Here is a 21009-nt window from a genome sequence, read left to right on the forward strand (position 1 = left end):
TGGCAGGGCAAGGTCACGGTCGCCGAACATCTCGGCTCCGACACTTTTCTGCATATCGATGTCCCAGGCATCGGCCCGATTACCGCCCGCGCCGACGGTGAATTCGCCTGCAAGCACGGCGACACTGTCTTCATCACGCCCGACGATAGCAAAATCCACAGGTTCGATGACAAGGGCAAAGCAATCTAGGCGGGGCTGGCCCTAACGACGCAGCGGCTCGCTATTTGGTGGCGGCCGTTTGCAGATAGTCCGAATGCCCGCGACAGGGCAATTGGCAAGACCACCGTTTTCCCTTCGAGGATCGTGACATGACATGCAAACTCTCCCTCGCAACGCTTGACGAAGCCAGAAAGACGGCGGCGGTTCCGGCCTATTCCCGGGACGATCTATCCGCCGGCATCGTGCATTTCGGCGTCGGCAATTTCCACCGCGCCCATCAGGCCGTCTATCTTGATGACCTGTTCAACACCGGCACGGATCATGACTTCGCCATCATCGGCGCCGGTGTTCTGCCCTCTGACGCCGTAATGCGCGAAAAGCTTGCGGTGCAGGATTTCCTGACCACTGTCGTGGAGCAGGACAATAACCGCACCGGCGCGCGCGTGACCGGGCCGATGATCGACATTTTGAAGGTCGGCGATATCAGCGCCATCATCGATACGCTTGCCGATCCGAAGATCCGTATCGTTTCGATGACGATTACCGAAGGCGGCTATTTCATCGATGCCTCCGGCTCTTTCAATCCGCAGCACCCGGCCATTGCCGAAGACGGAAAGAACCCGTCTTCGCCGAAAACCGTGTTCGGTTTCATTGTCGCCGGGCTGAAGGCGCGGCGCGACAGGGGCGTGCAGCCTTTCACCGTCATGTCCTGCGACAACATCCCCCATAATGGCAAGGTCACGAAAAATGCTGTGGTCGGTCTGGCAGCGCTCTCCGACCCGGCCTTTGCCAACTGGATCAGCGAAAACGTCGCCTTTCCGAATTCCATGGTCGACCGCATCACGCCTGCCACCGGCGAGCGCGAACGCAACATCGCCCGGGATGACTTCGACATCGAAGACAACTGGCCGGTCTTTTGCGAAGAATTCAAGCAATGGGTGATGGAGGACAACTTCCCAGCCGGACGGCCCGCACTGGAAAAGGCTGGCGTGCAGTTCGTCAAGGACGTCGCGCCCTATGAGCATATGAAAATCCGCATCCTCAATGGCGGCCATGCGGCAATCGCCTATCCTGCGGCGCTGCTCGACATCCATTTCGTGCATGAGGCGATGGAGCATCCGCTGATCCGGGCGTTTCTCGCAAAACTCGAAAAGGACGAGATCATCCCGGTCATTCCGCCGGTGCCCGATACCGATCTCAACGAGTACTTCGCGTTGATCGAGCGGCGTTTCCTTAACCCGAAAATTGGCGACACCATTCCGCGTCTGGCGCAAGATGGCTCCAACCGTCAGCCGAAATTCATCCTGCCGTCGACCGCCGACCGACTGTCGCGCGGTGAAGACATCATCGGCCTGTCGCTGGTTTCGGCGCTCTGGTGCCGTTATTTCTACGGCACTTCCGATAGCGGCAAGGAAATCACCTTCAACGATGCCAGCGCCGAGCGACTGCAGGCCGCGGCCATCAAGGCCAAGGATGACCCGATGGCCTTCCTCGCGCTTGACGACATCTTCGGAGCAGTTGCCGAATCGGCGCTTTTCCGTAAACGCTTCGCCCATGCATTGAAGACGCTGTGGCAAGACGGCACGGCAAAGACCTTGCAGCTTTATCTGGATGACAAGCTGGCTGAAAAGTGACCATGAGATGGACGACCGGACCGGGCCCCTGCTGATTTTCGATTGCGACGGCGTTCTCGTCGACAGCGAACCGGTCTCGATTGCGGTGCTTCTCGACATGCTCTCCCATCTCGGCGTAACGATGGGGGAGGAGGAGGCTTATGAGCGCTTTCTCGGCCGCAGCGTTGCCAGCATGACGGCAACCTTGTTCGAGGATTACGGTGTGGAAACCGACATCGATTTTCTCGACCATATGCGGGCGACGCTGTTCGAGCGCTTCCGCACCGAACTGAAGCCGATCGACGGCATTGCCGAGACGCTGGACCGGCTTGTGGGCCTGAAGCGCTGCGTCGCCTCTTCCAGCCAGCCGGAGCGTATCCGGTATTCACTTGGGCTGACGGGTCTGATCGACAAATTTGAGCCACATGTCTTCAGTGCCACCATGGTGAAGAACGGCAAGCCGGCTCCCGATCTCTTCCTGCATGCGGCGCACGCAATGGGCGTCGAGCCGCGTCACTGTATCGTGATCGAGGACAGCCCGGCCGGTATTGCCGCCGCAAGGGCAGCCGGCATGGGCGTTTTTGCCTTTACCGGCGGATCGCATGCACGTTTTCCCGCATTTCGCGAAAAGATCGCCGGTCTGGGCGCAGACGCCGTGTTTGACGCGATGCCGGATTTGGTCCAACTTGTCGGCAGCTATGTGGGGAGGGGCGGTTTTGACGGCCAGGTGGAACGTGACGCAGGCTGAATCTGATCTTGCCTGCTGCCGCCGGGTCGTTGCGCCAGGGTTGGAATTGCAGTCTTGATGCGTCAAAATCTCGTCGCTGTCGATGTCGGTACGGCAAGCGCCCGGGCCGGGATTTTCGATCCGGCAGGCCGGCTGCTTGCGCGTTCCACCCATCCCATCCTCATGCAGCGGCCCCGTGAAAATCACGCAGAGCACGATTCCACCGATATATGGAATGCCGTCTGCATCGCCGTGAAGGCGGCGCTTGCCGATGCAGGCGTGCTGCCGCAGAGCATTGCCGCCATTGGTTTCGACGCCACCTGCTCGCTTGTCATCCGTAACGGGCGGGGTGAGCCGGTGTCGGTTTCCACGACCGGTGAAGACCGTTTTGACACCATCGTCTGGCTCGACCACCGCGCCATCAACGAGGCGGACCGGTTGACGGCCTCGGGCCATCGGGTGCTCGATTTCGCCGGCAACAGCGTTTCGCCGGAAATGCAGATGCCGAAGCTAATGTGGCTGAAGACGCATATGCCTCAAAGCTGGTCGCGCATGGCCTTCGCCTTCGACCTTGCGGATTTCCTGACCTGGAAGGCGACCGGCTCGACAAGGCGCTCCAATTGCACGCAGACGGCAAAATGGAATTTTCTGGCGCAGGAAAGCCCCGGCTGGCAGGCGGATTATCTGGCCTTTGCCGGACTTGCCGATCTGAAGGAGCGTGCCGGCCTGCCCGAAACCACAGTCATGCCGGGGGCGGCCATTGGCCCGCTTTCACCCGAGGCGGCCGCAGAGCTCGGTCTCGATACCGGCTGCCAGGTGGCGGCGGGCATGATCGATGCCTATGCCGGCGCGCTCGGGGCGCTGGGCGGTTGCCTTTCGGAAGATGTCGGCAAACATGTCGCGCTGATCGCTGGCACGTCCAGCTGCCTTGTCGCCATGTCCGCGCGGCCCATGCCGGGCCACAGCCTGTGGGGACCCTACTGGCAGGCGGTGCTGCCCGGCCACTGGCTGGTGGAGGGTGGGCAATCGGCCACGGGCGCACTGCTCGACCATATCGTGCGTATGCATGCGGCGGGCGGCGAACCGGACACGGCGTTGCATGCCCGCATCGTTGCGCGCGTCACCGAATTGCGCGAGCTGGAAGGCGAAGCCTTTGCGGACCGGCTGCATGTTCTGCCGGATTTCCACGGCAACCGCTCGCCGCTTGCCGACCCGCATGCGGTGGGCGTCATCAGCGGGCTGACGCTCGATACCTCATTCGACAGCCTCTGCCGCCTTTATTGGCGCACCGCGGTCGCGATTGCACTCGGCGCGCGTCACGTGCTCGACGCCATGGAGCGTTTCGGTTATGCGGTGGAGACCCTGCATGTCACTGGCGGGCATGTGAAGAACCCGCTGTTGATGGAGCTTTACGCCGACGTGACGGGCAAGCGCATCGTGGTTCCCGCCACCGCCGACGCGGTCCTGCTCGGCACGGCCATGACGGCGGCAACGGCCGGTGGCGTGCATGTAAGCCTCGCGGCAGCAGGGGCCTCCATGTATCCGGGCAATGCGGAAATCTCGGGCAATCCGGCGCTTGCTGCGCATTACGAACGGGACTATCGCCGTTTCCTCGCCATGTACCGGCATCGTCAGGAACTGGAAAGCCTTTGACTTTTCAAGGTAATAGCTGGCGTTGACTGTTAGTGTATTGCTTCCAAGCGCAATCAGCCGCGCAGCGAGCGCTTCAACGCGGCAAAGTTTTTCGCCCGCGTTTTTGCTGCATCATCCGCCCCGGCGCTCAGCGCGCAGAGGGTGAATTCCAGCAGGGAGACCAGTTGCAGCAGGCCCTGGCCGCTGTTCTGACTCTGCGGCATGGCAAGACAGAGATCGACGCTTTCCGGTCCCCATTCGTAAAACCGCGTGGTGATCAAAAGCGTCCTGTAACCGCCCTTGCGGGCCGTGGCCGACAGGCGTTGCAGGGGCGCGAGGTTGCCGCCGCAATCCATGATGACGAGGAGCGTGCGTTCGGGATCGAAATCCCACAGAGCGACATAGGTCGCATTATCGCTGCCGAGATAATGAACGTGGCCCCGGGCCTCCAGAAGCCGCCCGTAAAAATGCCTGCTGGCATCGAGGCCTTCCGGAGAGGTCGCCAGAAAGACATCGCCCGCCGAGGTTATCTCGTTCATCGCAAGGCGCCAGATCGTCTGGGTGGTCATGTCGAAGGCGGTCTGGATGGCCTGAATCTGCTGTGACAGAAGCTGAGAAAACGGGTTGGAATTCCGTTCTCCGGCTTCGGTCGTCGCGGGCTGGCCTATGCTGACGGTTTCTTCCGCATGGCGCAGGTCGGCGCGGATATCGCTGAATTGCCGGTAACCCAGAGAACGCAGGAATCGGCCGACCGTCATCGGGCTGAGGCTGAGCTTGGCGGCCAGCGTCTGCGCCGTTTCAAACGGCAACTCGTCCAGATGCTCGATCAGATATTTGGCAATCTTGCGCTCGGAAGGGGTGCCTGCCTTCATGGCGCGCGTAAGGTTCAACAGCAGCTTTTCCACCAACGCCTCGTTTATTTTTTAGTTATTGAACGATGATGCTTTCGCGCGCCCGTGCAAGCGTGCGAACCGCGATTTGGCGGTGGGGGCGAGCTTTCCCGGCCATGTCCTCCACCGGATCGAAATGCGAATTATCGTAGATGGTTTATTATATTTTAGGGATATCTTTTATTCAAGGGAAATTCCATCTGCGGTTTAATTCTCAACAGCTTGCCGTCTTTGCACCCGTCTTGCGCAGCGGAGGGTGAGCCCCTATCTCGTGGATCAGAGGGTTTAGACGCGAAAGGCGTCAAGGGAGTTCCGAATGATTCTTGATGCGGCGCGGCTGGCATTCCACAATCTCTTTGCTGCCGAGACCCGGTCGGTGTTCTGGAAAGTGCTGGGGCTGACGCTTCTGGTGCTGGTGGCGCTATGGTTCGCCATCCGCTCCATTTTCATCTATTTCGCCCTGCCATGGGTGGATACGCTGATCCCCGGCGTGCCGGATTGGGCCGGGTGGCTGACCTTCGTTTTTGCCATTTTCGCCGGCATCGGGCTCGCCTTGGCGCTGGCGCTGCTCATTTCTCCGGTTACGGCCGTCATCGCCGGCCTGTTTCTCGATGATGTCGCCGAAGTGGTTGAAAAAAAGAGCTATCCGGATGATCCGCCCGGCAAGGCAATGCCGATCGGCGAAGCCGTGCTGTCGTCGATCAAGTTTTTCGGCGTTGTCATTGCCGGCAACCTCATCGCTTTGTTGCTGCTCCTGGTGCCGGGCGTCAATCTCATCGCGTTTTTTGTCGTGAATGGTTATCTGCTCGGGCGGGAATTCTTCGAATTCGCAGCGATGCGTTTCCGACCGCCCGCCGAAGCCCGGCAGTTCCGGGTGAAGCACCGCGCGACGGTATTCATGGCCGGATTGGTAATCGCCGCATTCCTGGCGGTGCCGTTCCTCAATCTGCTCACGCCGCTTTTCGCCGCCTCGATGATGGTGCATCTGCACAAGGCCGTCAGCCGGCGCGACCCCTTATTCGCTAGCGGTCGCACCGAACAGCTGCGCGGGTAATTCCACCAGCGGGGCTGGAATATCAAAGGTCTTTTCCGGTGATTTGCAGATATCGGCAATCACGCAGCGCTCGCATTCCGGCTTGCGCGCCTTGCAGCAATAACGCCCGTGCAAGATCAGCCAGTGGTGCGCATGGAACAGATATTCTTCGGGAATGATGCGGAGAAGCCGGTCTTCAACCTCGTCAGGGGTTTTGCCCGGCGCAAGACAGAGCCGATTGGCAATGCGGAACACATGCGTGTCCACCGCAAGCGTGGGCACGCCGAACGCCATCGACATCACCACATTGGCCGTCTTTCGGCCAACACCCGGCAGGGTCACCAGTTCCTCGCGGGTTTTCGGCACCCCGCCGCCGAAATTGTCGATCAGCATCTGCGACAGGGCGATGACGTTTTTCGCCTTGTTACGGTAAAGCCCGATGGTCTTGATATGGCCGATCAGTTCTTCCTCGCCGAGCGCCAGCATTTTTTCAGGCGTATCGGCCACCTTGAACAGCGCCCGGGTGGCACGGTTCACACCCACGTCGGTCGCCTGCGCTGAGAGCGCCACGGCCACCAGCAGGGTGAAGGGATTGGTGTGTTCCAGCTCACCTTTTGGCTCCGGCCGCTGAATGGAAAAGCGCCGGAAGATCTCGGTGAGCTCGTCCTTCGAATAGGCCGTTTTCACCCGCGCCGGTTTGCGTGCGGATGCCGGATTTGACTTTTTCAATGTTTGGGTGCTGGATCGTTTCTTGGCCACTGTCATGGACTATCTATAGCCAGCCAGCCCAAAGGAAAGCAACGTGGATACGCTCAACGACCAGCCGATTTTCGCGGCGGAACTCGTTCCGCACCGCTCGCTTGGCCGGCGCGGTTTCCGGCTGCTCCTGCTGATTTCCGGGCTGGCCTGCCTTGTCTATGGCGGTTTTTTCCTTGCCACCGGCGCATGGCCGATCGGCCTGTTCTTTGGACTGGATTTTCTGCTGCTTTATATTGCTTTCCGCGCCAATTACCGGGCGGCGAAAGCGCGGGAAGAGGTCAGCGTATCGCGCACCAGCCTGTCTATCCGCAAATTTTCTCCCGCCGGGCGGATGGTGGAGCATCGCTTCAATCCCTTCTGGGCCCGTTTCAGGGTGAGGCGGCATGACGAGATCGGCATCGTCTCCATGCATGTGACGGGTGAAGGCCGGGCGACCGATATCGGTTCGTTTCTTAACCCGGATGACCGTGAAAGTTTCGCCAAGGCGTTTGGCGGCGCGCTCGCGACTGTGCGGCGGCGGATGTGAGCGGATCAAAAGGTTGTCGTAGCGCTGTAGTCTCTTTCCCTCATCCCTGTGCTCGTCACAGGGATCCAGCCAGCCCAAGTCTTTGGGCTGAAAAGAGTCCTTTCCCACGCGGACGCGTGTCTCCTGGATTCCTGTGATAAGCACAGGAATGAGGGTGAGTGAGTGTTCCGGCTAACGAACATTCCTTGCGTATCGTGATGCCGCGCAAGAAACGGGTGGAGACGCAGTCGCTTTAATGGTTTTCTCTTACCCGTTAGGAGATTTGCGATGAACGCCAATATAATGCTGAACGAAGACATCACCCCCATCGGATCCGATTACGACACGGTGCGCGGCGTCATCGAGCTTTTGACGCTGGATTATCGCGAGCAGCCCTCCCTCGAAGCCATTGCGGCAAGGCTCGGCCAGTCGCCGACGCAATTGCAGAAGACCTTCACCCGCTGGGCCGGCCTTTCACCCAAGGCATTTCTGCAGGCCGTGACGCTCGATCACGCCAAGCGGCTGTTGCGCGAAGAGGATTTACCGCTGCTGGAAACCTCCATCGAGGTCGGCATGTCAGGACCCGGCCGCCTGCACGATCTGTTCGTCACCCATGAGGCCATGTCGCCCGGTGAATGGAAGGCCAAGGGCGGCGGGCTGACGATCCGTTACGGCTTTCACACCTCGCCCTTCGGTCTTGCGCTGGTCATGGTGACCGATCGCGGCCTTGCCGGTTGCGCCTTTGCCGATCCGGGCGAGGAAAGGGCCTGTTTCGAGGACATGGCCGGCCGCTGGCCGAATGCTGACTATGTCGAGGATCGCGAAGCGACCGCGCCCTACGCGGCCCGCATCTTCGATCCATCCATGTGGTCGGCGGACAGGCCACTACGCGTTGTGCTGCTTGGCACGGATTTTCAGGTGCGGGTCTGGGAAAGCCTCCTCAAAATTCCGATGGGCCGCGCGGTTACCTATTCGCATATCGCCTGCGATATAGGCCAGCCCACCGCGTCGCGTGCTGTGGGCGCCGCAGTCGGGGCAAACCCGGTGTCTTTCGTGGTTCCCTGCCATCGCGCTGTTGGCAAAAGCGGGGCTCTGACGGGTTACCATTGGGGCCTCACTCGCAAGCGGGCGATGCTCGGTTGGGAAACGGGGAAGGTGTGAGGCTTTCTACGCCTAAACCAGCTCCATCAACGCCCGCGCCGCCGCTTCGTCGGTTATCAGCGTATTGCAGCCGATCCGCTTGATCGTCGCGCGGATGGCGATGGCGCGGTGGGCGCCGCCGGAGGCCAGCACGATGTGTTTGGCCTTGCGCAGCGTGTCGAGATCGATCGCCATGGCGCGCTGGTTGATGGGATGATCGACGGAGCGGCCTTCGGCATCGATGAAATTGAACATGGTGTCGCAGACGCAGCCGGCATCGACGAGTTCGCGCAACGTCTCTTTCGAGATGAAACCTTCAGACAGCGAGGTGGAGTGCGGGCCGATATCGCCGCAGGAAACGATGGCGAGATCAAGCGTTTCGGCAAGCTCGTAGAGCGTCGCAAGCCCGCATTTTTCGATCAGCGCCCGTTTGGTCTCGACGGAATCCACCAGCAGCGGCGCAAGAAACATGTAACATTCCGCGCCAAGCGCACTTGCCAGCCGCCAGGTGTAATCGAGCGGATTGGTCTGGTGCACGGCGACGATGCCGCCGAGCAGCGACACGACCTTGCAGTTTTCCCGGCGCGGAGGGCGGAAGCTGGAAAGCGAAGCGGTCATGGTGCGGCCCCAGCCGACGCCGATGGTGGCGTCGTTCGGCACCGCTTCGGAGAGGAACTGACCGAGCGCCAGCCCCACCGCCTTCGCCGTGCCTTCGGCATTCACCCTGTCGGGAGATTGGCCGGGGGAGGGGATGATCACTGCCTCGTCCAGCCCGTAGGCGGCCTCCAGCTGGCCAGCCAGCGAAACGAAATCCTCGATGCCCTCGTTGATCCATATCTGCACTTCCGAGCGTTTCATCGCCTCGTCCAACAGACGGATCACGGTGGAGCGGCTGATGCCCAGTTTCTCGGCGACATCCTTCTGCGTCATGCCCTGATTGTAATAAAGCCACGCCGCACGCAGCCTCAGCGAAGCCGCTTCCGAATAGGCCGTATGGGTTTCTCTTCTCAGTTTCGCCACGGTTTCCGCCATTGCTTATATGCGGTCGAGTATCGCAGGCATGAAACTTATGTCAATTGCGATGCGCAAATGTCTTGACTTTCGGCCGCCGCGCTTGCGATAGTCGGAGCCGGACAGAACCGTGATTTCGGCCTTGGGCGCACCCTGGTGCGGGAACGAAAAGACGGCTGAGCAAGTTTACCAGAGATCATGAAGGATCATTCGCCATGACGTCCAAACTCGAACAACTTCGCGCCATCACCACAGTTGTTGCCGATACCGGTGACATCGAGGCGGTTGCACGCCTGAAGCCGGTGGATTGCACCACCAATCCGACAATCGTTCTAAAGGCCCTCGGCACGCCCGCTTTTGCTGACGCAGTGAAGGAAGCCGTGGCCTGGGGCAAGAAGCAGGGCGGCCAGTCCGACGCTGTCGTCGCCGCCGTTGCCGACCGTCTTGCCATTTCCGTGGGCGCAGCCCTTGCCGGCCTCGTTCCCGGCCGTGTGTCGACAGAAGTCGATGCCGACCTTTCTTTCGATACGCAGGCCTCTGTTACCAAGGCGCGCCACATCATCGCCGCCTATAAGGAGCGCGGCATCGAGCGTGAACGCATCCTCATCAAGCTTGCTTCCACCTGGGAAGGCATCAAGGCCGCCGAAGTGCTGCAGTCCGAAGGCATTGACTGCAACCTGACGCTTCTCTTCTCCCAGGCCCAGGCGATTGCCTGCGCGGAAGCAAAAGCCTTCCTCATCTCGCCCTTCGTCGGCCGTATCCTTGACTGGTACAAGAAGTCGACCGGCGAGACCTACACCGCCGAAACCGATCCGGGCGTCGTTTCGGTTCGCAGCATCTACAACTACTACAAGGCCAACGGCATCAGCACCGTCGTTATGGGCGCCTCCTTCCGCAATGTCGGCGAAATCGAAGCGCTCGCCGGTTGCGACCGCCTGACGATCAGCCCGGCCCTGCTGGAAGAACTGGACAAGGACACCGGCAAGCTGGAGCGCAAGCTCTCGGCAGACAACGTCAAGGCCGAACCGCTGCAGTCGCTCGACGAGAAGGCATTCCGCTGGGCGCTGAACGAAGACGCCATGGCAACCGAGAAGCTTTCGGAAGGCATCCGCCTCTTCGCAAAGGATCTGGTGACGCTGCGTGAAATGGTCCGCAAGGAACTGACGCTGGCTGCGGCCTGAGGCATAAAGGGGGGAACCATCCACATTCTCCCCACGTTTAAGAGATATAAATCTCCAGTCACTCAAAACGCGATCGGGTCCCTGCCGGTCGCGTTTTTTTGTGCGTTTCAGGAATTGCCAATCCCTGTCGCCACTTCGGAAATACGCTTTGCCGCCTCTCGGATCAGCACCTCGCAGGCCTCGCGTGTCGGCGCCTTGCCGCCAAGCGGGGTGATATAGGGGCAGGTGATGACGGCGAGCGCCGTGCCATCGAGCGTCAGCACCGGCGCGGAAATATTACGCACGCCGGCGGTCTGGAGGCTGTCCATCGATTCGAAACCGTTCTTGCGCACCACCGCCAGCCTCTCGGCAAGGTCCGACGGCACGGTTTCGCCGCTGCCGCGCACCTGTTCGGTTATCATGATCTCGCGTTGCGCTTCCGTTTGGAAGGCCAGAAGGACATGGCCGGAGCCTGTGTGGAACAGGCTCATCTGCGCGCCGACCCGCATGGACATGGCCCAATAAGTGGCGGATTCCTGCTGGGCGATGACGACGACGCTGCCGCGATCATAAACGGCGAGATGACAGGCCTGTTCGGCGCTTGCGGAGAAATCACGCATGACAGGCGCGGCGAAGGAGACCAGCCGACGGATTGGCGCATGGAAATGCGCCAGCCCGAACATTTTGAGCGTCAGCGAAAACCGGTCGCCGTCAAGCCGCTGCACATAACCCCGGCGCACGAGACGATCCAGCATGCGGTACAGCTCGTTGGGGCTCTTTCCGATCGATTTGGCGATCTCGATCTGCGTCAGTCCGCCATCGGTGCGTGCCAGAAGCTCGAGAATGTCCAGACCCTTGTCGAGGGCGGGGGCGCGATATCTTTCGCTGTCTTCGTCAGTCATCTGGCCTCGATGGTGTTTTGCATGGATGCCCGGCAGAGGTGCCATAAAATATGGTTGCCCTATACGCCGCATCCGCGCAAGTTTGCTTGACGCCATATGAATACCCCGTTTACATATGAATTGTCGATCCATATTTGAGATCATTGAAATTCAGCGGTCCAGTCCACGAAGGATGGGCGCGCCTTAGCGGGAGGCTATTGATGGTGCAGGATTTTAACGGCCGGACAGTGGTGATCACCGCAGCCGGTCAGGGTATCGGCCGAGCGACGGCGGAGCGCTTCATCTCGCTCGGCGCGCGCGTCATCGCCACCGATATCAATGAGCAGGCGCTTTCGACCCTGAAAGGTGCGGAAACCCGGGTTTTGAACGTGCTTGACGGCGATGGCGTCAAGGATTTCGCGGCAGATATCGGCCATGCGGATGTGTTGTTCAACTGCGCCGGCTTCGTGCATTCCGGCACCATTCTCGATTGCGAGGAAAAGGACTGGGACTTCTCTTTTGATCTCAATGCCAAGGCCATGTACCGCACGTGCCGCGCCTTCCTGCCCGGCATGCTAGAAAAGGGCAAGGGCGCGATCGTCAACATGTCCTCGGTTGCTTCAAGCGTGAAGGGCGTACCGAACCGTTTTGCCTATACGGCTTCCAAGGCTGCTGTCGTGGGTCTTACCAAGGCCATTGCTGCCGATTTCGTTACCAAGGGCATCCGTTGCAACGCCATCTGCCCCGGCACGGTCGATAGCCCGTCCCTGCATGACCGCCTGCGCGCCACCGGCAATTACGAACAGGCGCTGGCCGATTTTATCGCCCGCCAGCCGATGGGCCGCATCGCCACGCCGGAAGAAATCGCAGCGCTCGTCACCTATTTGGCTTCTGACGAGGCAGGTTTCACCACCGGCCAGATCCATGTGATCGATGGCGGCTGGACGGGCTGATTATTGAGACGGGAATGAAGAGAGGCGACCGGTGAGAACCGGTCGCCTTTTTCGTTCAGACGATGGCGCTTCCGGCCATCAGTGCAAGCACGAGGAAGACCAGGAAGATCACCACGGCGATAAAGAACAGGATACGGGCGATGCCAGACGCCGCCGCGGAAATGCCGGTAAAGCCGAATACGCCTGCGATCAAAGAAATAACGAAGAAAATAAGAGCCCATTTCAGCATGGCGCTTCCCCTTTTGCATAATTTGCCAAGCCCGCCGCCCCGCGACAGGCTCAGCAAAATGACGCGCAAAAGGGGAAAATGTTCCACGCGCCCGCAAAAATCGTTTTTTTAGAAGCCTGTCTCCTGGGCCGTGTCGGTGCGGTGGGCTTTCCAGATGGTGCGGATGAACGTCGCGATGAAAGTGAGGCTCATGAACAGCACTATCGTCGGGGCGGGGGCGCTATCGATCAGGAAACTCAGCCATATGCCCGCAAGCGATGAGGCGACCGCCACCGCAATGGCCACCAGCAGCATGGCGGAAAAACGCCGGGTCAGCAGGAAGGCGATTGCGCCCGGTGCGACGAGCATGGCGACCGAGAGAATGATGCCCACCGCCTTTAGCGCGCCGACTACGGTGAGCGATAGAACCATCAAGAGACCGTAGTGCAGCAGGCGCACCGGCAGGCCGATGGCTCTTGCATGCTGCGCATCGAAGGCGTTGACCAGCAGGTCCTTGCGAAGGGCGCCGAGGAACAGCGTGGCGAACAGCGCAATCAGCCCGGTCTCCAGCATGTCCAAGGGCGCAATGCCCAGCATGTCGCCGAAGAGGATGTGGTCGAGATGCACATCGCTCTGCACCTTCACGTAAAGCACCAGCCCCAACCCGAACATGCCGGAAAAGACGATGCCGAGCACCGTATCTTCCTTGATACGGCTGTTTTCTTTGATGAAACCGGTGCCGAGGGCACAGATCATCCCCGCGATGAAGGCTCCGATGGAAAGCGGGATGCCAACGATATAGGCCACCACCACGCCGGGCAGCACGGCATGGGAAACCGCATCCCCCATCAGCGACCAGCCCTTCAGCACCAGAAAACACGACAGCATCGCCATCGGCACCGCGATCATCAGGGTGATGACGAAGGCGTATTGCATGAAGGGCAACTGAAACGGCAGGATAGCGAGTTCGAGATAGTCGCTCATGGCGTTTCCTCCAGCGCCCTGCGGGCCTTGGCGCGCGACGCGAGCAGGCCATGTTTCGGCGCAAAGACAAAGGCGGCAAGGAAGATTGCCGTTTGCAGCACGACGATCACGCCACCCGTCGCGCCGTCGAGGAAATAGCTGAGATAGGCGCCGACGAAGCTGGTGGCCGCGCCGATGATGAGGCTCATCAGGATCAGCCGCTCGAAACGGTCGGTCAGCAGATAGGCGGTGGCACCCGGCGTCACCACCATGGCAACGACCAGGAAAGCCCCGACCGTCTGCAATGCGGCAACGGTGGAGGCGGCCAGCAGGGTGAAGAAGATCGCCTTCAGCACTTCCGGTTTCAGCCCAACGGTGCGGGCGTGGTTCTCATCGAAGAACACCACCATGAAGTCGCGCCATTTTACCGCCAGCACGAGGAGGCTGATGCCGCCGATCAAAGCCAGCTGGATGGTGTCTTCGGTGGTGATTGCGAGAATATTGCCGAGCACGATGGTCTGGATGTTCACGGAGGTAGGCGAGAGCGAGACCATGAAAAGCCCGAGCCCAAAGAATGAGGTGAAGATCAGCCCGATGATCGCGTCTTCCTTGAGCCGCGTTTTCTGGTTCAGAAACAGCATGGAACCGGCCGCCAGCCCGCCGGAGAGAAAAGCACCCAGCGAAAAGGGCAGGCCCAGCATATAGGCGCCCGCCACACCGGGAACGATGGCGTGGGACAGCGCGTCGCCGATCAGCGACCAGCCCTTCAGCATCAGATAGGCGGAGAGAAAACCGCAGACACCGCCCACCAGTGCGCTGACCCATATGGCGTTCAGCATATAACCATAAGTGAAGGGCTCAAGAAGACTGTTTATCATCAGCCCTGTCTTTCGAAGCGCGTGGATAGGCGTCCTGTTGGCCGTTCTTGCCGTAGATCACGAAGGGCCGCTCGTCATCGGTAATGACCTTTACCCGGCGCGGATCGGCGTCGTCATGCAGGTCCGTCCCGCCAAGAACGAAGTGGCGCAGGCTACCGCCGAAGGCCTTTTGCAGGTTCTCCTCGTTGAAGGTGTCCGCCGTCTTGCCCGATGCCAGAACCGTGCCCTTGACGAAGACGGCGCGGTCACAGAACTCCGGTACGCTGCCGAGATTATGGGTGGAAACCAGCATGACGCGGCCCTCGTCGCGCAGCGCTTTCAGAAGGGCGACGATCTGCTCTTCCGTGGTCACGTCGACACCGGTGAAAGGCTCGTCCAGCAGGATCACCTGTCCTTCCTGCGCCAGTGCGCGGGCGAGAAACACCCGCTTCTTCTGCCCGCCGGAGAGCTCACCGATCTGGCGCTTGCGATAATCTAGCATGTTGACGCGTTTCAGCGCCTCTTCCACCATCTGGTGGTCGCGTTTTGCGGGAATGCGCAGGAAATTCATGTGGCCATAACGGCCCATCATCACCACGTCTTCCACCAGCACCGGAAAGCTCCAGTCGACCTCTTCGGCCTGCGGCACGTAAGCGACGAGGTTTTTCTTCAGCGCCTCCTTTACCGGCAGGTCGAAGATCGAGACTGAACCGGCGGCCAAAGGCACGAAACCCATGATCGCCTTGAAAATCGTGGACTTGCCGGCGCCATTGACGCCGACAAGTGCCGTGATCGTTCCGCGGGGGATGGAAAAGCTGGCATCTCTTAATGCGGTGTGGCCGTTTCGATAGGTCACTGTCGCATTTTGAACCGTCAGGCCGCCGCCTGATTTTTTACTTCCCATTCTCATGAAGACAGTCCCTTGGCGATGGTTTCGCTCGTCACACGCAGCAGGTCCAGATAGGTCGGGACCGGACCATCAGCCTCGCTCAGCGAATCCACATAAAGAATGCCGCCATAGGCCGCGCCCGTTTCCTTGGCCACCTGCTGGGCGGGATCGGCGGAAACGGTGCTTTCGCTGAAGATGACGTTGATATTGTGCGCGCGCATGGCGTCGATCACGCCGCGCACCTGCTGTGGTGTGCCCTGGCTATCGGCATTGACCGGCCACAAGAACAGTTCCTTCAGGCCGAAATCGCGGGCGAGATAAGAAAATGCGCCTTCACTCGTTACCAACCAGCGCTTGTTTTCTGGCAGAACGGAAAGCGTGTCGCGGATCGGCTGCACGGTGGCCTTGATCCTGTCCGAATAGGCTTTCGCGTTGGCCGCATAGACGTCGGCATGGGCAGGGTCGATCTCGGTCAGGCCCTTGCGAATATTTTCCACGTAGATCAGGGCGTTATCGGGTGACATCCAGGCGTGCGGATTGGGTTTCCCCTGATACGCCCCGCCGTTGATCGCCATGGGCTCCACGCCGTCGCTCACCGTCACATCTGGCACGCCGGAAAGGTTGGCCAGGAATTTCTCGAACCACAATTCCAGATTGAGGCCGTTGCGCAGCACAAGATCGGCCTTGCGGGCCTTGAGAATATCGCGCGGCGTCGGCTGGTAGTTGTGAATTTCCGCGCCGGGCTTGGTGATGCTCTCCACATCCGCCGCGTCCCCCGCCACGTTACGCGCCATATCGGCGATGATGGTGAAGGTGGTGACGACCTTTGGTTTTTCCTGCGCGACGGCCACAGTCGGCAGGAAAAGCGAAAAAGCAAAAAGCGCATGGCGGATTTTATCGAGTTTCACGTCTGTCACCAATTTTGTTGCGATTAACTCGCAATACCATCTGTTATAGAATCACGCTTGTCAACGCTATTGCAAATCATTCGCAATTTAGTTGATTTCAGAAATGTCCGATATTGGTGCGCTTTTGCCCGCTCGGCGACGGCCGGGTTAAACTTTTTTCAATGAGAAAGCGGCACTATCGCAAGGCTCGGACAGCGTAGTCCGTAGCTTGTCCCGCGTGTGTTCCTCATCCATCGAGCCACGTTTCGGGGTGAGGGCGTAAGACGGGGTACTTGATGTCAGGATGTTGCGGGTGAAAGCTGTATTCGGACGAATGCGGTTTTCGCGCAAGCTCGTTATGATTGGAGGCGGGATCCTGCTTTTGGCGGGTGCGACCGGTTCTGCGGCCGTGTTCATCGGCAGCGATCGGCTGCTTGGCCCATCCTATGCCTCCACCAACGGGCTTTCCTGCGACGCGGTCCAGACGGTCAACATCCGCAAGAACGGCGCCCTATGGGTGCGCAAATTCATCCGCACTGGAGGCGGCGACGGCCCAGAGCGGCTGAAGACTGCCCTTCGTGTTGCAAAAGCGGTTTACGACAAACAGAAGCCCGATCTGGTTCAGGTTTCCGTGCTGGACAGTAACGGCCCGCAGCTGCGCTCGGAAATGCGCGGTCGCGCCATTGCCGCGCAGGTGGTCTTCATTCCCGATCTGGCAAAGATTCCCGAAGGCGCGAATGCCCATCGTTATTCCGCCTTTTATTACGATGGCGCGGCCAATGGCAGCGGCCAGTTTTACGGCCTGCGCATCGATCTGCCGCTCGAAGATGCCGAAGCCATGGCGGCAAGCCTGAGCGATTTCGCTGATTGCGCCACCCCGGCCTCGGATGCCAGCTCGGAAGAGCATGAGGGCAAGGCCGCGAAAGGTCATGGCAAAGACAAGGGCGAGGCCAGCGGCGAACATGGCGCTGCTCCGGCAGAGAGCGGCCACGGCGAAACCAGTCCGGAAGCCAATGGCGAAACGCCGTCTCCCGAAGCGCATGGTGAGACCGTCACCGACGAGCTTCTGACCTCGACACCGGAAGCCGAGGGCAGCAGCATCTTCAGCCTGTCCTATCTGAAGTCACTAATCTTCGGAAAAGGCACGACCACCGCGCAGGCAGCGGAGAAAAAACCGGCGGACGGAGAGGCAGCGGTGGCGGAGGAAGCTGCTGGCGAAAAGGCCAAAACGGGGCATTGAGAGGGATTCGGCTTTTGCCGAGGCGTTCCTGTTTCATGCCGGCGGCATGCTCAGCCGACACTGCCTTGTTATGCTTGCGCGACGTCATCCTTGGGCTTGCCCCAGGGATCTAATCACGTCAACAAAATTGCTACGTTAGCAGATCCTCGGGACTAGCCCGAGGATGACGTTGAGTGGATATTCACCCTTCAGCACCAACTTAAAGGGATTGCAGCTTGCCCGGAAATTCGAACCGGGCAGCGCTCCTCGTGCCTCAATCCGCCTTGTTGCGGCGGGCCGGGAAGAGGATGACGTCGCGGATCGACGGGGCGTTGGTGAGCAGCATGATCAGGCGGTCGACGCCGATGCCGAGGCCGCCGGCGGGTGGCATGCCCTGGTCGATGGCGTCGAGGAACTCGTCGTCCAGCTGCTTGTCCTTTTCGCCGCGGGCATGCGCCTGTTCCAGCTGTTCCACCATGCGGCGGCGCTGTTCTTCCGGATCGTTGAGTTCCGAGAAAGCATTGCCAACTTCCCAGGCGTTGCAATAGCTTTCGAAACGCTCGACGAGGCGCGGTTCGCCCGGCACTTCCTTGGCGAAGGGCGAGATGTCCTTCGGAAAGTGCGTGACGTGGCTCGGCTGGATCAGCGTGCCTTCCACCTTCTCTTCGAAGATGAAGGCAAGGCATTCGCCCCAGGTCCAGTCCTTCTCGACGGCAAAACCGGCGGCCTTGGCAGCGGCGCGGGCTTCTTCGTCGGTCTTGATGGCGAGGAAGTCGATACCGGTTGCTTCCTTCACCGCATCAGGCATCGGCACGCGCTTGAACGGACCCTTGAAGGAAATCGTCTGGCCCTGGAATTCCACCTCGGTTGTGCCATGCAGCGAGATCGCCAGCGTCTCGAACAGCCGCTCCACGAGACCCATGATGTCCTCGTAGTCGGCATAGGCCCAGTAGCACTCCATCATGGTGAATTCAGGATTGTGCCGTGTGGACACGCCTTCATTGCGGAAGTTGCGGTTGATCTCGAAGACCTTGTCGGAAAGGCCCGACACCAGCGTGCGCTTCAGGAACAGTTCCGGCGCGATGCGCAGATACATGTCCATCTTCAGCGTGTTGTGAAAGGTCTTGAACGGATCGGCCGTCGCGCCGCCATAGACGGTCTGCAGCATCGGCGTCTCGACTTCGAGGAAGCCTTCCGCCTCCATGAAGCGGCGGATGCCGGAAAGAATCTTCGAGCGTTGCAGGAAGCGCAGCTTGGATTCCTCATTGGAGAGGATGTCGAGGTGGCGCTTGCGGTAACGCAGCTCGATGTCGGAGACGCCGTGCCACTTCTCGGGCATCGGCAGCAGCGACTTCGTCAGCATGGTGATCTCTTCGGCGTTGATCGTCAGCTCGCCGCGCTTGGTACGGCGAACCTTGCCTGTCACACCGATGATATCGCCGATGTCGATCATCGGCAGCAGGTTGCGCGCCGCTTCCGGCGTCGTATCCTTATGGGAGAAGATCTGCACCTTGCCCGAGGCGTCATGGATGTCCATGAACATGCCGGAATTGCGCGAGGAATAAACGCGGCCCGCCACCGTCACCGTATCGCCGGTTTCGACGTCGGCTTCGATATCGGCGTATTTTTCCGCGAGCTCGGCATTGCTCATCGTGCGATGGAAATGCGCCGGATAGACGTCGCCGATCTGCTCGCGCAGCAGCGCAAGTTTCTGGCGGCGCACTTCTGTCGCGTCGGAGGAAAGGGCGGTGGTCTCGGTCTTGGTGTCGGTCATTGTGTTCGCCTTTAGCGGGCTTGTTCGTTGCGGGTGGCCTTTGTGCGCTGGGCTCACCCCCCTCTGTCCTGCCGGATATCTCCCCCTCAAGGGGGGAGATCAGATGCCGCGCCCGCCCGTTCCATGGGCAAGGTGTCAGCCGCTTGTCGATCTCCCCCTTGAGGGGGAGATGCCCGGCAGGGCAGAGGGGGGTGAGCCCCAGGCAAAGGGCGTATTCTAAAATGCTGCCGTCACCGCCAGCACGTCATCATCAGCTTCCGCTGCCAACCATCGTGGCCACAACGGTAATCGCAGCCTTCAGGCGCTGGCGCACGACGGAGCGGCCAAGCAGCGCCATCGAGTCAAACAGCGGCAGCGAGCGCGACGATCCGGACATGGCGACGAACAGCGGCGGCGTGACGACGCGCAGCTTCTTGCCAGTGCGTTCGGCCACGTCGCGCAGCTCGGCCTCGATGGCTTCCACGTTCCAGTCAGGCATCTTTTCGAGGTCTGCTGCAACGGTGGTGAGGATTTCGTGGATTTCCTCCGGCTTGCTCTTCAGGCCGGCAAAGGAAGCGGGCGTGAGGCCAGCATCGCTTGCGAGCAGGAAGCCGGCAAGGTTCGGCAGCTCGCCGAGCTTGGAAATGCGGCTCTGCGCAAGCTTCAGGCCCTCGGTCAGGCGGGAATTCTCCATCGCCCATTCGAGTGTGCGGGCAATGAACTCTTCCGGCGAAAGCTTTTCGCGGAGCCAGCGACCGTTCAGCCAGTCCAGCTTCTGGATGTCGAAAATGGCGCCGGCCTTGGAGAGCGCTTCCGGGTCGAACTTTGCAGCCAGCTCGTCCATGGTCAGGAGCTCTTCGCCCTCTGCGATCTGGATGAAGAACAGGCCGAGGAAGTTCATCAGCGCTTCCGGCAGGTAACCGAGCGCGGAATAATAGGAGATCGAGGTCGGGTTCTTGCGCTTGGAAAGCTTGGACTTGTCAGCGTTGCGCATCAGTGAAAGATGCATGAACACCGGCTCCTGCCAGCCGAAATAACGGTAAAGCAGGATGTGCTTCGGCACCGAAGCCAGCCATTCTTCGCCGCGCGCCACATGGGTGATCTTCATCAGATGGTCGTCGATGACGTTGGCCATGTGATAGGTCGGCATGCCGTCGGCCTTGATCAGCACCTGCATGTCGACGGAATCCCAAGGGATCGATACGTCGCCATAAACGCCGTCATGGAAATCGCATGACCCTTCGGTCGGAATTTTCATGCGCACGACGTTCGCTTCACCGGCGGCAACGCGGGCGGTGACTTCTTCAGCCTTCAGGTTGAGGCAGTGGCCATCATATTTCGGCGGCTTGCCGGCGGCTCGCTGGGCCTCGCGCATCTGCTCCAGCCGCTCGGGCGTGCAGAAACAGCGGAAGCCATGGCCTTTTTCGAGAAGCTCTTCAGCATAAGGCCAGTACATGGCCTTGCGTTCGGACTGGCGGTAAGGACCGTAAGGCCCGCCCACATCGGGACCTTCCGACCAGGTGAGGCCGGTCCAGCGCAGCGCTTCCAGCACCTTCTGCTCATATTCAAGGGTCGAGCGGGTGGCGTCGGTATCCTCGATGCGCAGGATGAACTCGCCACCGTGTTTCTTGGCGAAGAGATAGTTGAACAGCGCGATATAGGCGGTGCCGACATGCGGCTCGCCGGTGGGGGAAGGTGCTATGCGGACGCGAACGCCGGAAGTGGTCATGAAATTCACTCGTCGTGACGTGGCAGTGACATCGGAGCGTT

General features: G+C 60.1%; 21 protein-coding genes. 10 read left to right on the forward strand and 11 right to left on the reverse strand.

What is annotated here, in order from left to right:
• From ACFVTJ_RS20920 to ACFVTJ_RS20935, 4 genes are all read left to right on the forward strand, one after another.
• Positions 1-189 (forward strand): TOBE domain-containing protein (locus ACFVTJ_RS20920; RefSeq protein WP_386910522.1); only part of this gene is annotated, 189 nt, incomplete at its 5' end.
• A 119-nt stretch (positions 190-308) separates the two neighbouring features.
• A complete protein-coding gene (locus tag ACFVTJ_RS20925) occupies positions 309-1793 on the forward strand; it encodes a mannitol dehydrogenase family protein (RefSeq protein WP_386910523.1) in 1485 nt (494 codons plus the stop codon).
• 7 nt (positions 1794-1800) lie between these two features.
• Complete coding sequence (locus tag ACFVTJ_RS20930; protein ID WP_386910524.1) at positions 1801-2520, forward strand: HAD family hydrolase; 720 nt, start codon at positions 1801-1803, stop codon at positions 2518-2520.
• Positions 2521-2577: 57 nt separating this feature from the next.
• Positions 2578-4152 (forward strand): FGGY-family carbohydrate kinase, encoded by a 1575-nt coding sequence (locus tag ACFVTJ_RS20935; protein ID WP_386910525.1) that lies wholly within the window; start codon positions 2578-2580, stop codon positions 4150-4152.
• Positions 4153-4205: 53 nt separating this feature from the next.
• Here ACFVTJ_RS20935 and ACFVTJ_RS20940 read toward each other — a convergent pair whose 3' ends face one another.
• A complete protein-coding gene (locus tag ACFVTJ_RS20940; protein WP_386910526.1) occupies positions 4206-5039 on the reverse strand; it encodes a MurR/RpiR family transcriptional regulator in 834 nt (277 codons plus the stop codon).
• A gap of 298 nt (positions 5040-5337) precedes the next feature.
• Here ACFVTJ_RS20940 and ACFVTJ_RS20945 point away from each other — a divergent pair, with 298 nt between their 5' ends.
• Positions 5338-6075 (forward strand): sulfate transporter family protein, encoded by a 738-nt coding sequence (locus tag ACFVTJ_RS20945; protein ID WP_386910527.1) that lies wholly within the window; start codon positions 5338-5340, stop codon positions 6073-6075.
• Here the strand turns inward: ACFVTJ_RS20945 and nth are convergent.
• Positions 6037-6819: an endonuclease III gene (nth, locus tag ACFVTJ_RS20950; RefSeq protein ID WP_386910528.1), complete on the reverse strand. Its 783-nt coding sequence runs from the start codon at positions 6817-6819 to the stop codon at positions 6037-6039. The two genes, ACFVTJ_RS20945 and nth, sit on opposite strands and share 39 nt — an antisense overlap.
• 37 nt (positions 6820-6856) lie before the next feature.
• Between nth and ACFVTJ_RS20955 the strand changes: the two genes are divergently transcribed.
• Positions 6857-7339: a DUF2244 domain-containing protein gene (locus tag ACFVTJ_RS20955; protein ID WP_386910529.1), complete on the forward strand. Its 483-nt coding sequence runs from the start codon at positions 6857-6859 to the stop codon at positions 7337-7339.
• Positions 7340-7606: 267 nt separating this feature from the next.
• Complete coding sequence (locus tag ACFVTJ_RS20960; protein WP_386910530.1) at positions 7607-8479, forward strand: methylated-DNA--[protein]-cysteine S-methyltransferase; 873 nt, start codon at positions 7607-7609, stop codon at positions 8477-8479.
• Between the two features lie 12 nt (positions 8480-8491).
• On the opposite strand, the gene ACFVTJ_RS20965 is transcribed toward ACFVTJ_RS20960, so the two are convergent.
• Entirely contained in the window at positions 8492-9478 is a 987-nt protein-coding gene (locus ACFVTJ_RS20965; protein ID WP_386910531.1) for a sugar-binding transcriptional regulator, read from the reverse strand.
• Positions 9479-9684: 206 nt separating this feature from the next.
• Here ACFVTJ_RS20965 and tal point away from each other — a divergent pair, with 206 nt between their 5' ends.
• Entirely contained in the window at positions 9685-10650 is a 966-nt protein-coding gene (gene tal / locus ACFVTJ_RS20970) for a transaldolase (RefSeq protein WP_386910532.1), read from the forward strand.
• Between the two features lie 107 nt (positions 10651-10757).
• Here the strand turns inward: tal and ACFVTJ_RS20975 are convergent, their stop codons facing one another.
• Positions 10758-11531: an IclR family transcriptional regulator gene (locus tag ACFVTJ_RS20975; RefSeq protein ID WP_386910534.1), complete on the reverse strand. Its 774-nt coding sequence runs from the start codon at positions 11529-11531 to the stop codon at positions 10758-10760.
• 200 nt (positions 11532-11731) lie between these two features.
• Here ACFVTJ_RS20975 and ACFVTJ_RS20980 point away from each other — a divergent pair, with 200 nt between their 5' ends.
• Complete coding sequence (locus ACFVTJ_RS20980; protein ID WP_003499083.1) at positions 11732-12463, forward strand: SDR family oxidoreductase; 732 nt, start codon at positions 11732-11734, stop codon at positions 12461-12463.
• Positions 12464-12518: 55 nt separating this feature from the next.
• On the opposite strand, the gene ACFVTJ_RS20985 is transcribed toward ACFVTJ_RS20980, so the two are convergent.
• From ACFVTJ_RS20985 to ACFVTJ_RS21005, 5 genes are all read right to left on the reverse strand, one after another.
• Positions 12519-12692 carry a DUF1328 domain-containing protein gene (locus ACFVTJ_RS20985; RefSeq protein ID WP_386910535.1) on the reverse strand — a complete coding sequence of 58 codons (174 nt, stop codon included), beginning with the start codon at positions 12690-12692 and terminating at the stop codon, positions 12519-12521.
• Between the two features lie 108 nt (positions 12693-12800).
• Complete coding sequence (locus tag ACFVTJ_RS20990) at positions 12801-13655, reverse strand: metal ABC transporter permease (RefSeq protein WP_386910536.1); 855 nt, start codon at positions 13653-13655, stop codon at positions 12801-12803.
• Positions 13652-14512 carry a metal ABC transporter permease gene (locus ACFVTJ_RS20995; RefSeq protein WP_386910537.1) on the reverse strand — a complete coding sequence of 287 codons (861 nt, stop codon included), beginning with the start codon at positions 14510-14512 and terminating at the stop codon, positions 13652-13654. The genes ACFVTJ_RS20990 and ACFVTJ_RS20995 overlap by 4 nt, the downstream gene beginning before the upstream one ends.
• Positions 14493-15401, reverse strand: coding sequence for a manganese/iron ABC transporter ATP-binding protein (locus ACFVTJ_RS21000; protein ID WP_386910538.1), 909 nt, complete (start codon positions 15399-15401; stop codon positions 14493-14495). The genes ACFVTJ_RS20995 and ACFVTJ_RS21000 overlap by 20 nt, the downstream gene beginning before the upstream one ends.
• Positions 15398-16288: a metal ABC transporter substrate-binding protein gene (locus ACFVTJ_RS21005; protein WP_386910539.1), complete on the reverse strand. Its 891-nt coding sequence runs from the start codon at positions 16286-16288 to the stop codon at positions 15398-15400. Before ACFVTJ_RS21005 ends, ACFVTJ_RS21000 begins: the two co-directional genes overlap by 4 nt.
• 283 nt (positions 16289-16571) lie before the next feature.
• Here ACFVTJ_RS21005 and ACFVTJ_RS21010 point away from each other — a divergent pair, with 283 nt between their 5' ends.
• Positions 16572-17507, forward strand: a complete 936-nt coding sequence (locus ACFVTJ_RS21010) for a hypothetical protein (protein ID WP_386910540.1) — start codon at positions 16572-16574, stop codon at positions 17505-17507.
• A gap of 253 nt (positions 17508-17760) precedes the next feature.
• On the opposite strand, the gene lysS is transcribed toward ACFVTJ_RS21010, so the two are convergent.
• Both lysS and gltX read right to left on the reverse strand, forming a co-directional pair.
• Positions 17761-19260 (reverse strand): lysine--tRNA ligase, encoded by a 1500-nt coding sequence (gene lysS, locus ACFVTJ_RS21015; protein ID WP_004445220.1) that lies wholly within the window; start codon positions 19258-19260, stop codon positions 17761-17763.
• A gap of 250 nt (positions 19261-19510) precedes the next feature.
• Complete coding sequence (gene gltX, locus ACFVTJ_RS21020; protein ID WP_386910541.1) at positions 19511-20968, reverse strand: glutamate--tRNA ligase; 1458 nt, start codon at positions 20966-20968, stop codon at positions 19511-19513.
• Between the last annotated feature and the right edge of the window lie 41 nt (positions 20969-21009).

The organism is Agrobacterium sp. NPDC058088, from assembly GCF_042885035.1.
Lineage (GTDB): Bacteria > Pseudomonadota > Alphaproteobacteria > Rhizobiales > Rhizobiaceae > Agrobacterium.

Bases quoted from the DNA above. Each gene is read 5' to 3' on its own strand.
- ACFVTJ_RS20925 (WP_386910523.1), top strand. From the start codon at position 309: ATGACATGCAAACTCTCCCTCGCAACGCTTGACGAAGCCAGAAAGACG.
- ACFVTJ_RS20930 (WP_386910524.1), top strand. From the start codon at position 1,801: ATGGACGACCGGACCGGGCCCCTGCTGATTTTCGATTGCGACGGCGTT.
- ACFVTJ_RS20935 (WP_386910525.1), top strand. From the start codon at position 2,578: ATGCGTCAAAATCTCGTCGCTGTCGATGTCGGTACGGCAAGCGCCCGG.
- ACFVTJ_RS20945 (WP_386910527.1), top strand. From the start codon at position 5,338: ATGATTCTTGATGCGGCGCGGCTGGCATTCCACAATCTCTTTGCTGCC.
- nth (WP_386910528.1), bottom strand. From the start codon at position 6,819: ATGACAGTGGCCAAGAAACGATCCAGCACCCAAACATTGAAAAAGTCA.
- ACFVTJ_RS20960 (WP_386910530.1), top strand. From the start codon at position 7,607: ATGAACGCCAATATAATGCTGAACGAAGACATCACCCCCATCGGATCC.
- tal (WP_386910532.1), top strand. From the start codon at position 9,685: ATGACGTCCAAACTCGAACAACTTCGCGCCATCACCACAGTTGTTGCC.
- ACFVTJ_RS20975 (WP_386910534.1), bottom strand. From the start codon at position 11,531: ATGACTGACGAAGACAGCGAAAGATATCGCGCCCCCGCCCTCGACAAG.
- ACFVTJ_RS20980 (WP_003499083.1), top strand. From the start codon at position 11,732: ATGGTGCAGGATTTTAACGGCCGGACAGTGGTGATCACCGCAGCCGGT.
- ACFVTJ_RS20985 (WP_386910535.1), bottom strand. From the start codon at position 12,692: ATGCTGAAATGGGCTCTTATTTTCTTCGTTATTTCTTTGATCGCAGGC.
- ACFVTJ_RS20990 (WP_386910536.1), bottom strand. From the start codon at position 13,655: ATGAGCGACTATCTCGAACTCGCTATCCTGCCGTTTCAGTTGCCCTTC.
- ACFVTJ_RS20995 (WP_386910537.1), bottom strand. From the start codon at position 14,512: ATGATAAACAGTCTTCTTGAGCCCTTCACTTATGGTTATATGCTGAAC.
- ACFVTJ_RS21000 (WP_386910538.1), bottom strand. From the start codon at position 15,401: ATGAGAATGGGAAGTAAAAAATCAGGCGGCGGCCTGACGGTTCAAAAT.
- ACFVTJ_RS21010 (WP_386910540.1), top strand. From the start codon at position 16,572: ATGTTGCGGGTGAAAGCTGTATTCGGACGAATGCGGTTTTCGCGCAAG.
- lysS (WP_004445220.1), bottom strand. From the start codon at position 19,260: ATGACCGACACCAAGACCGAGACCACCGCCCTTTCCTCCGACGCGACA.
- gltX (WP_386910541.1), bottom strand. From the start codon at position 20,968: ATGACCACTTCCGGCGTTCGCGTCCGCATAGCACCTTCCCCCACCGGC.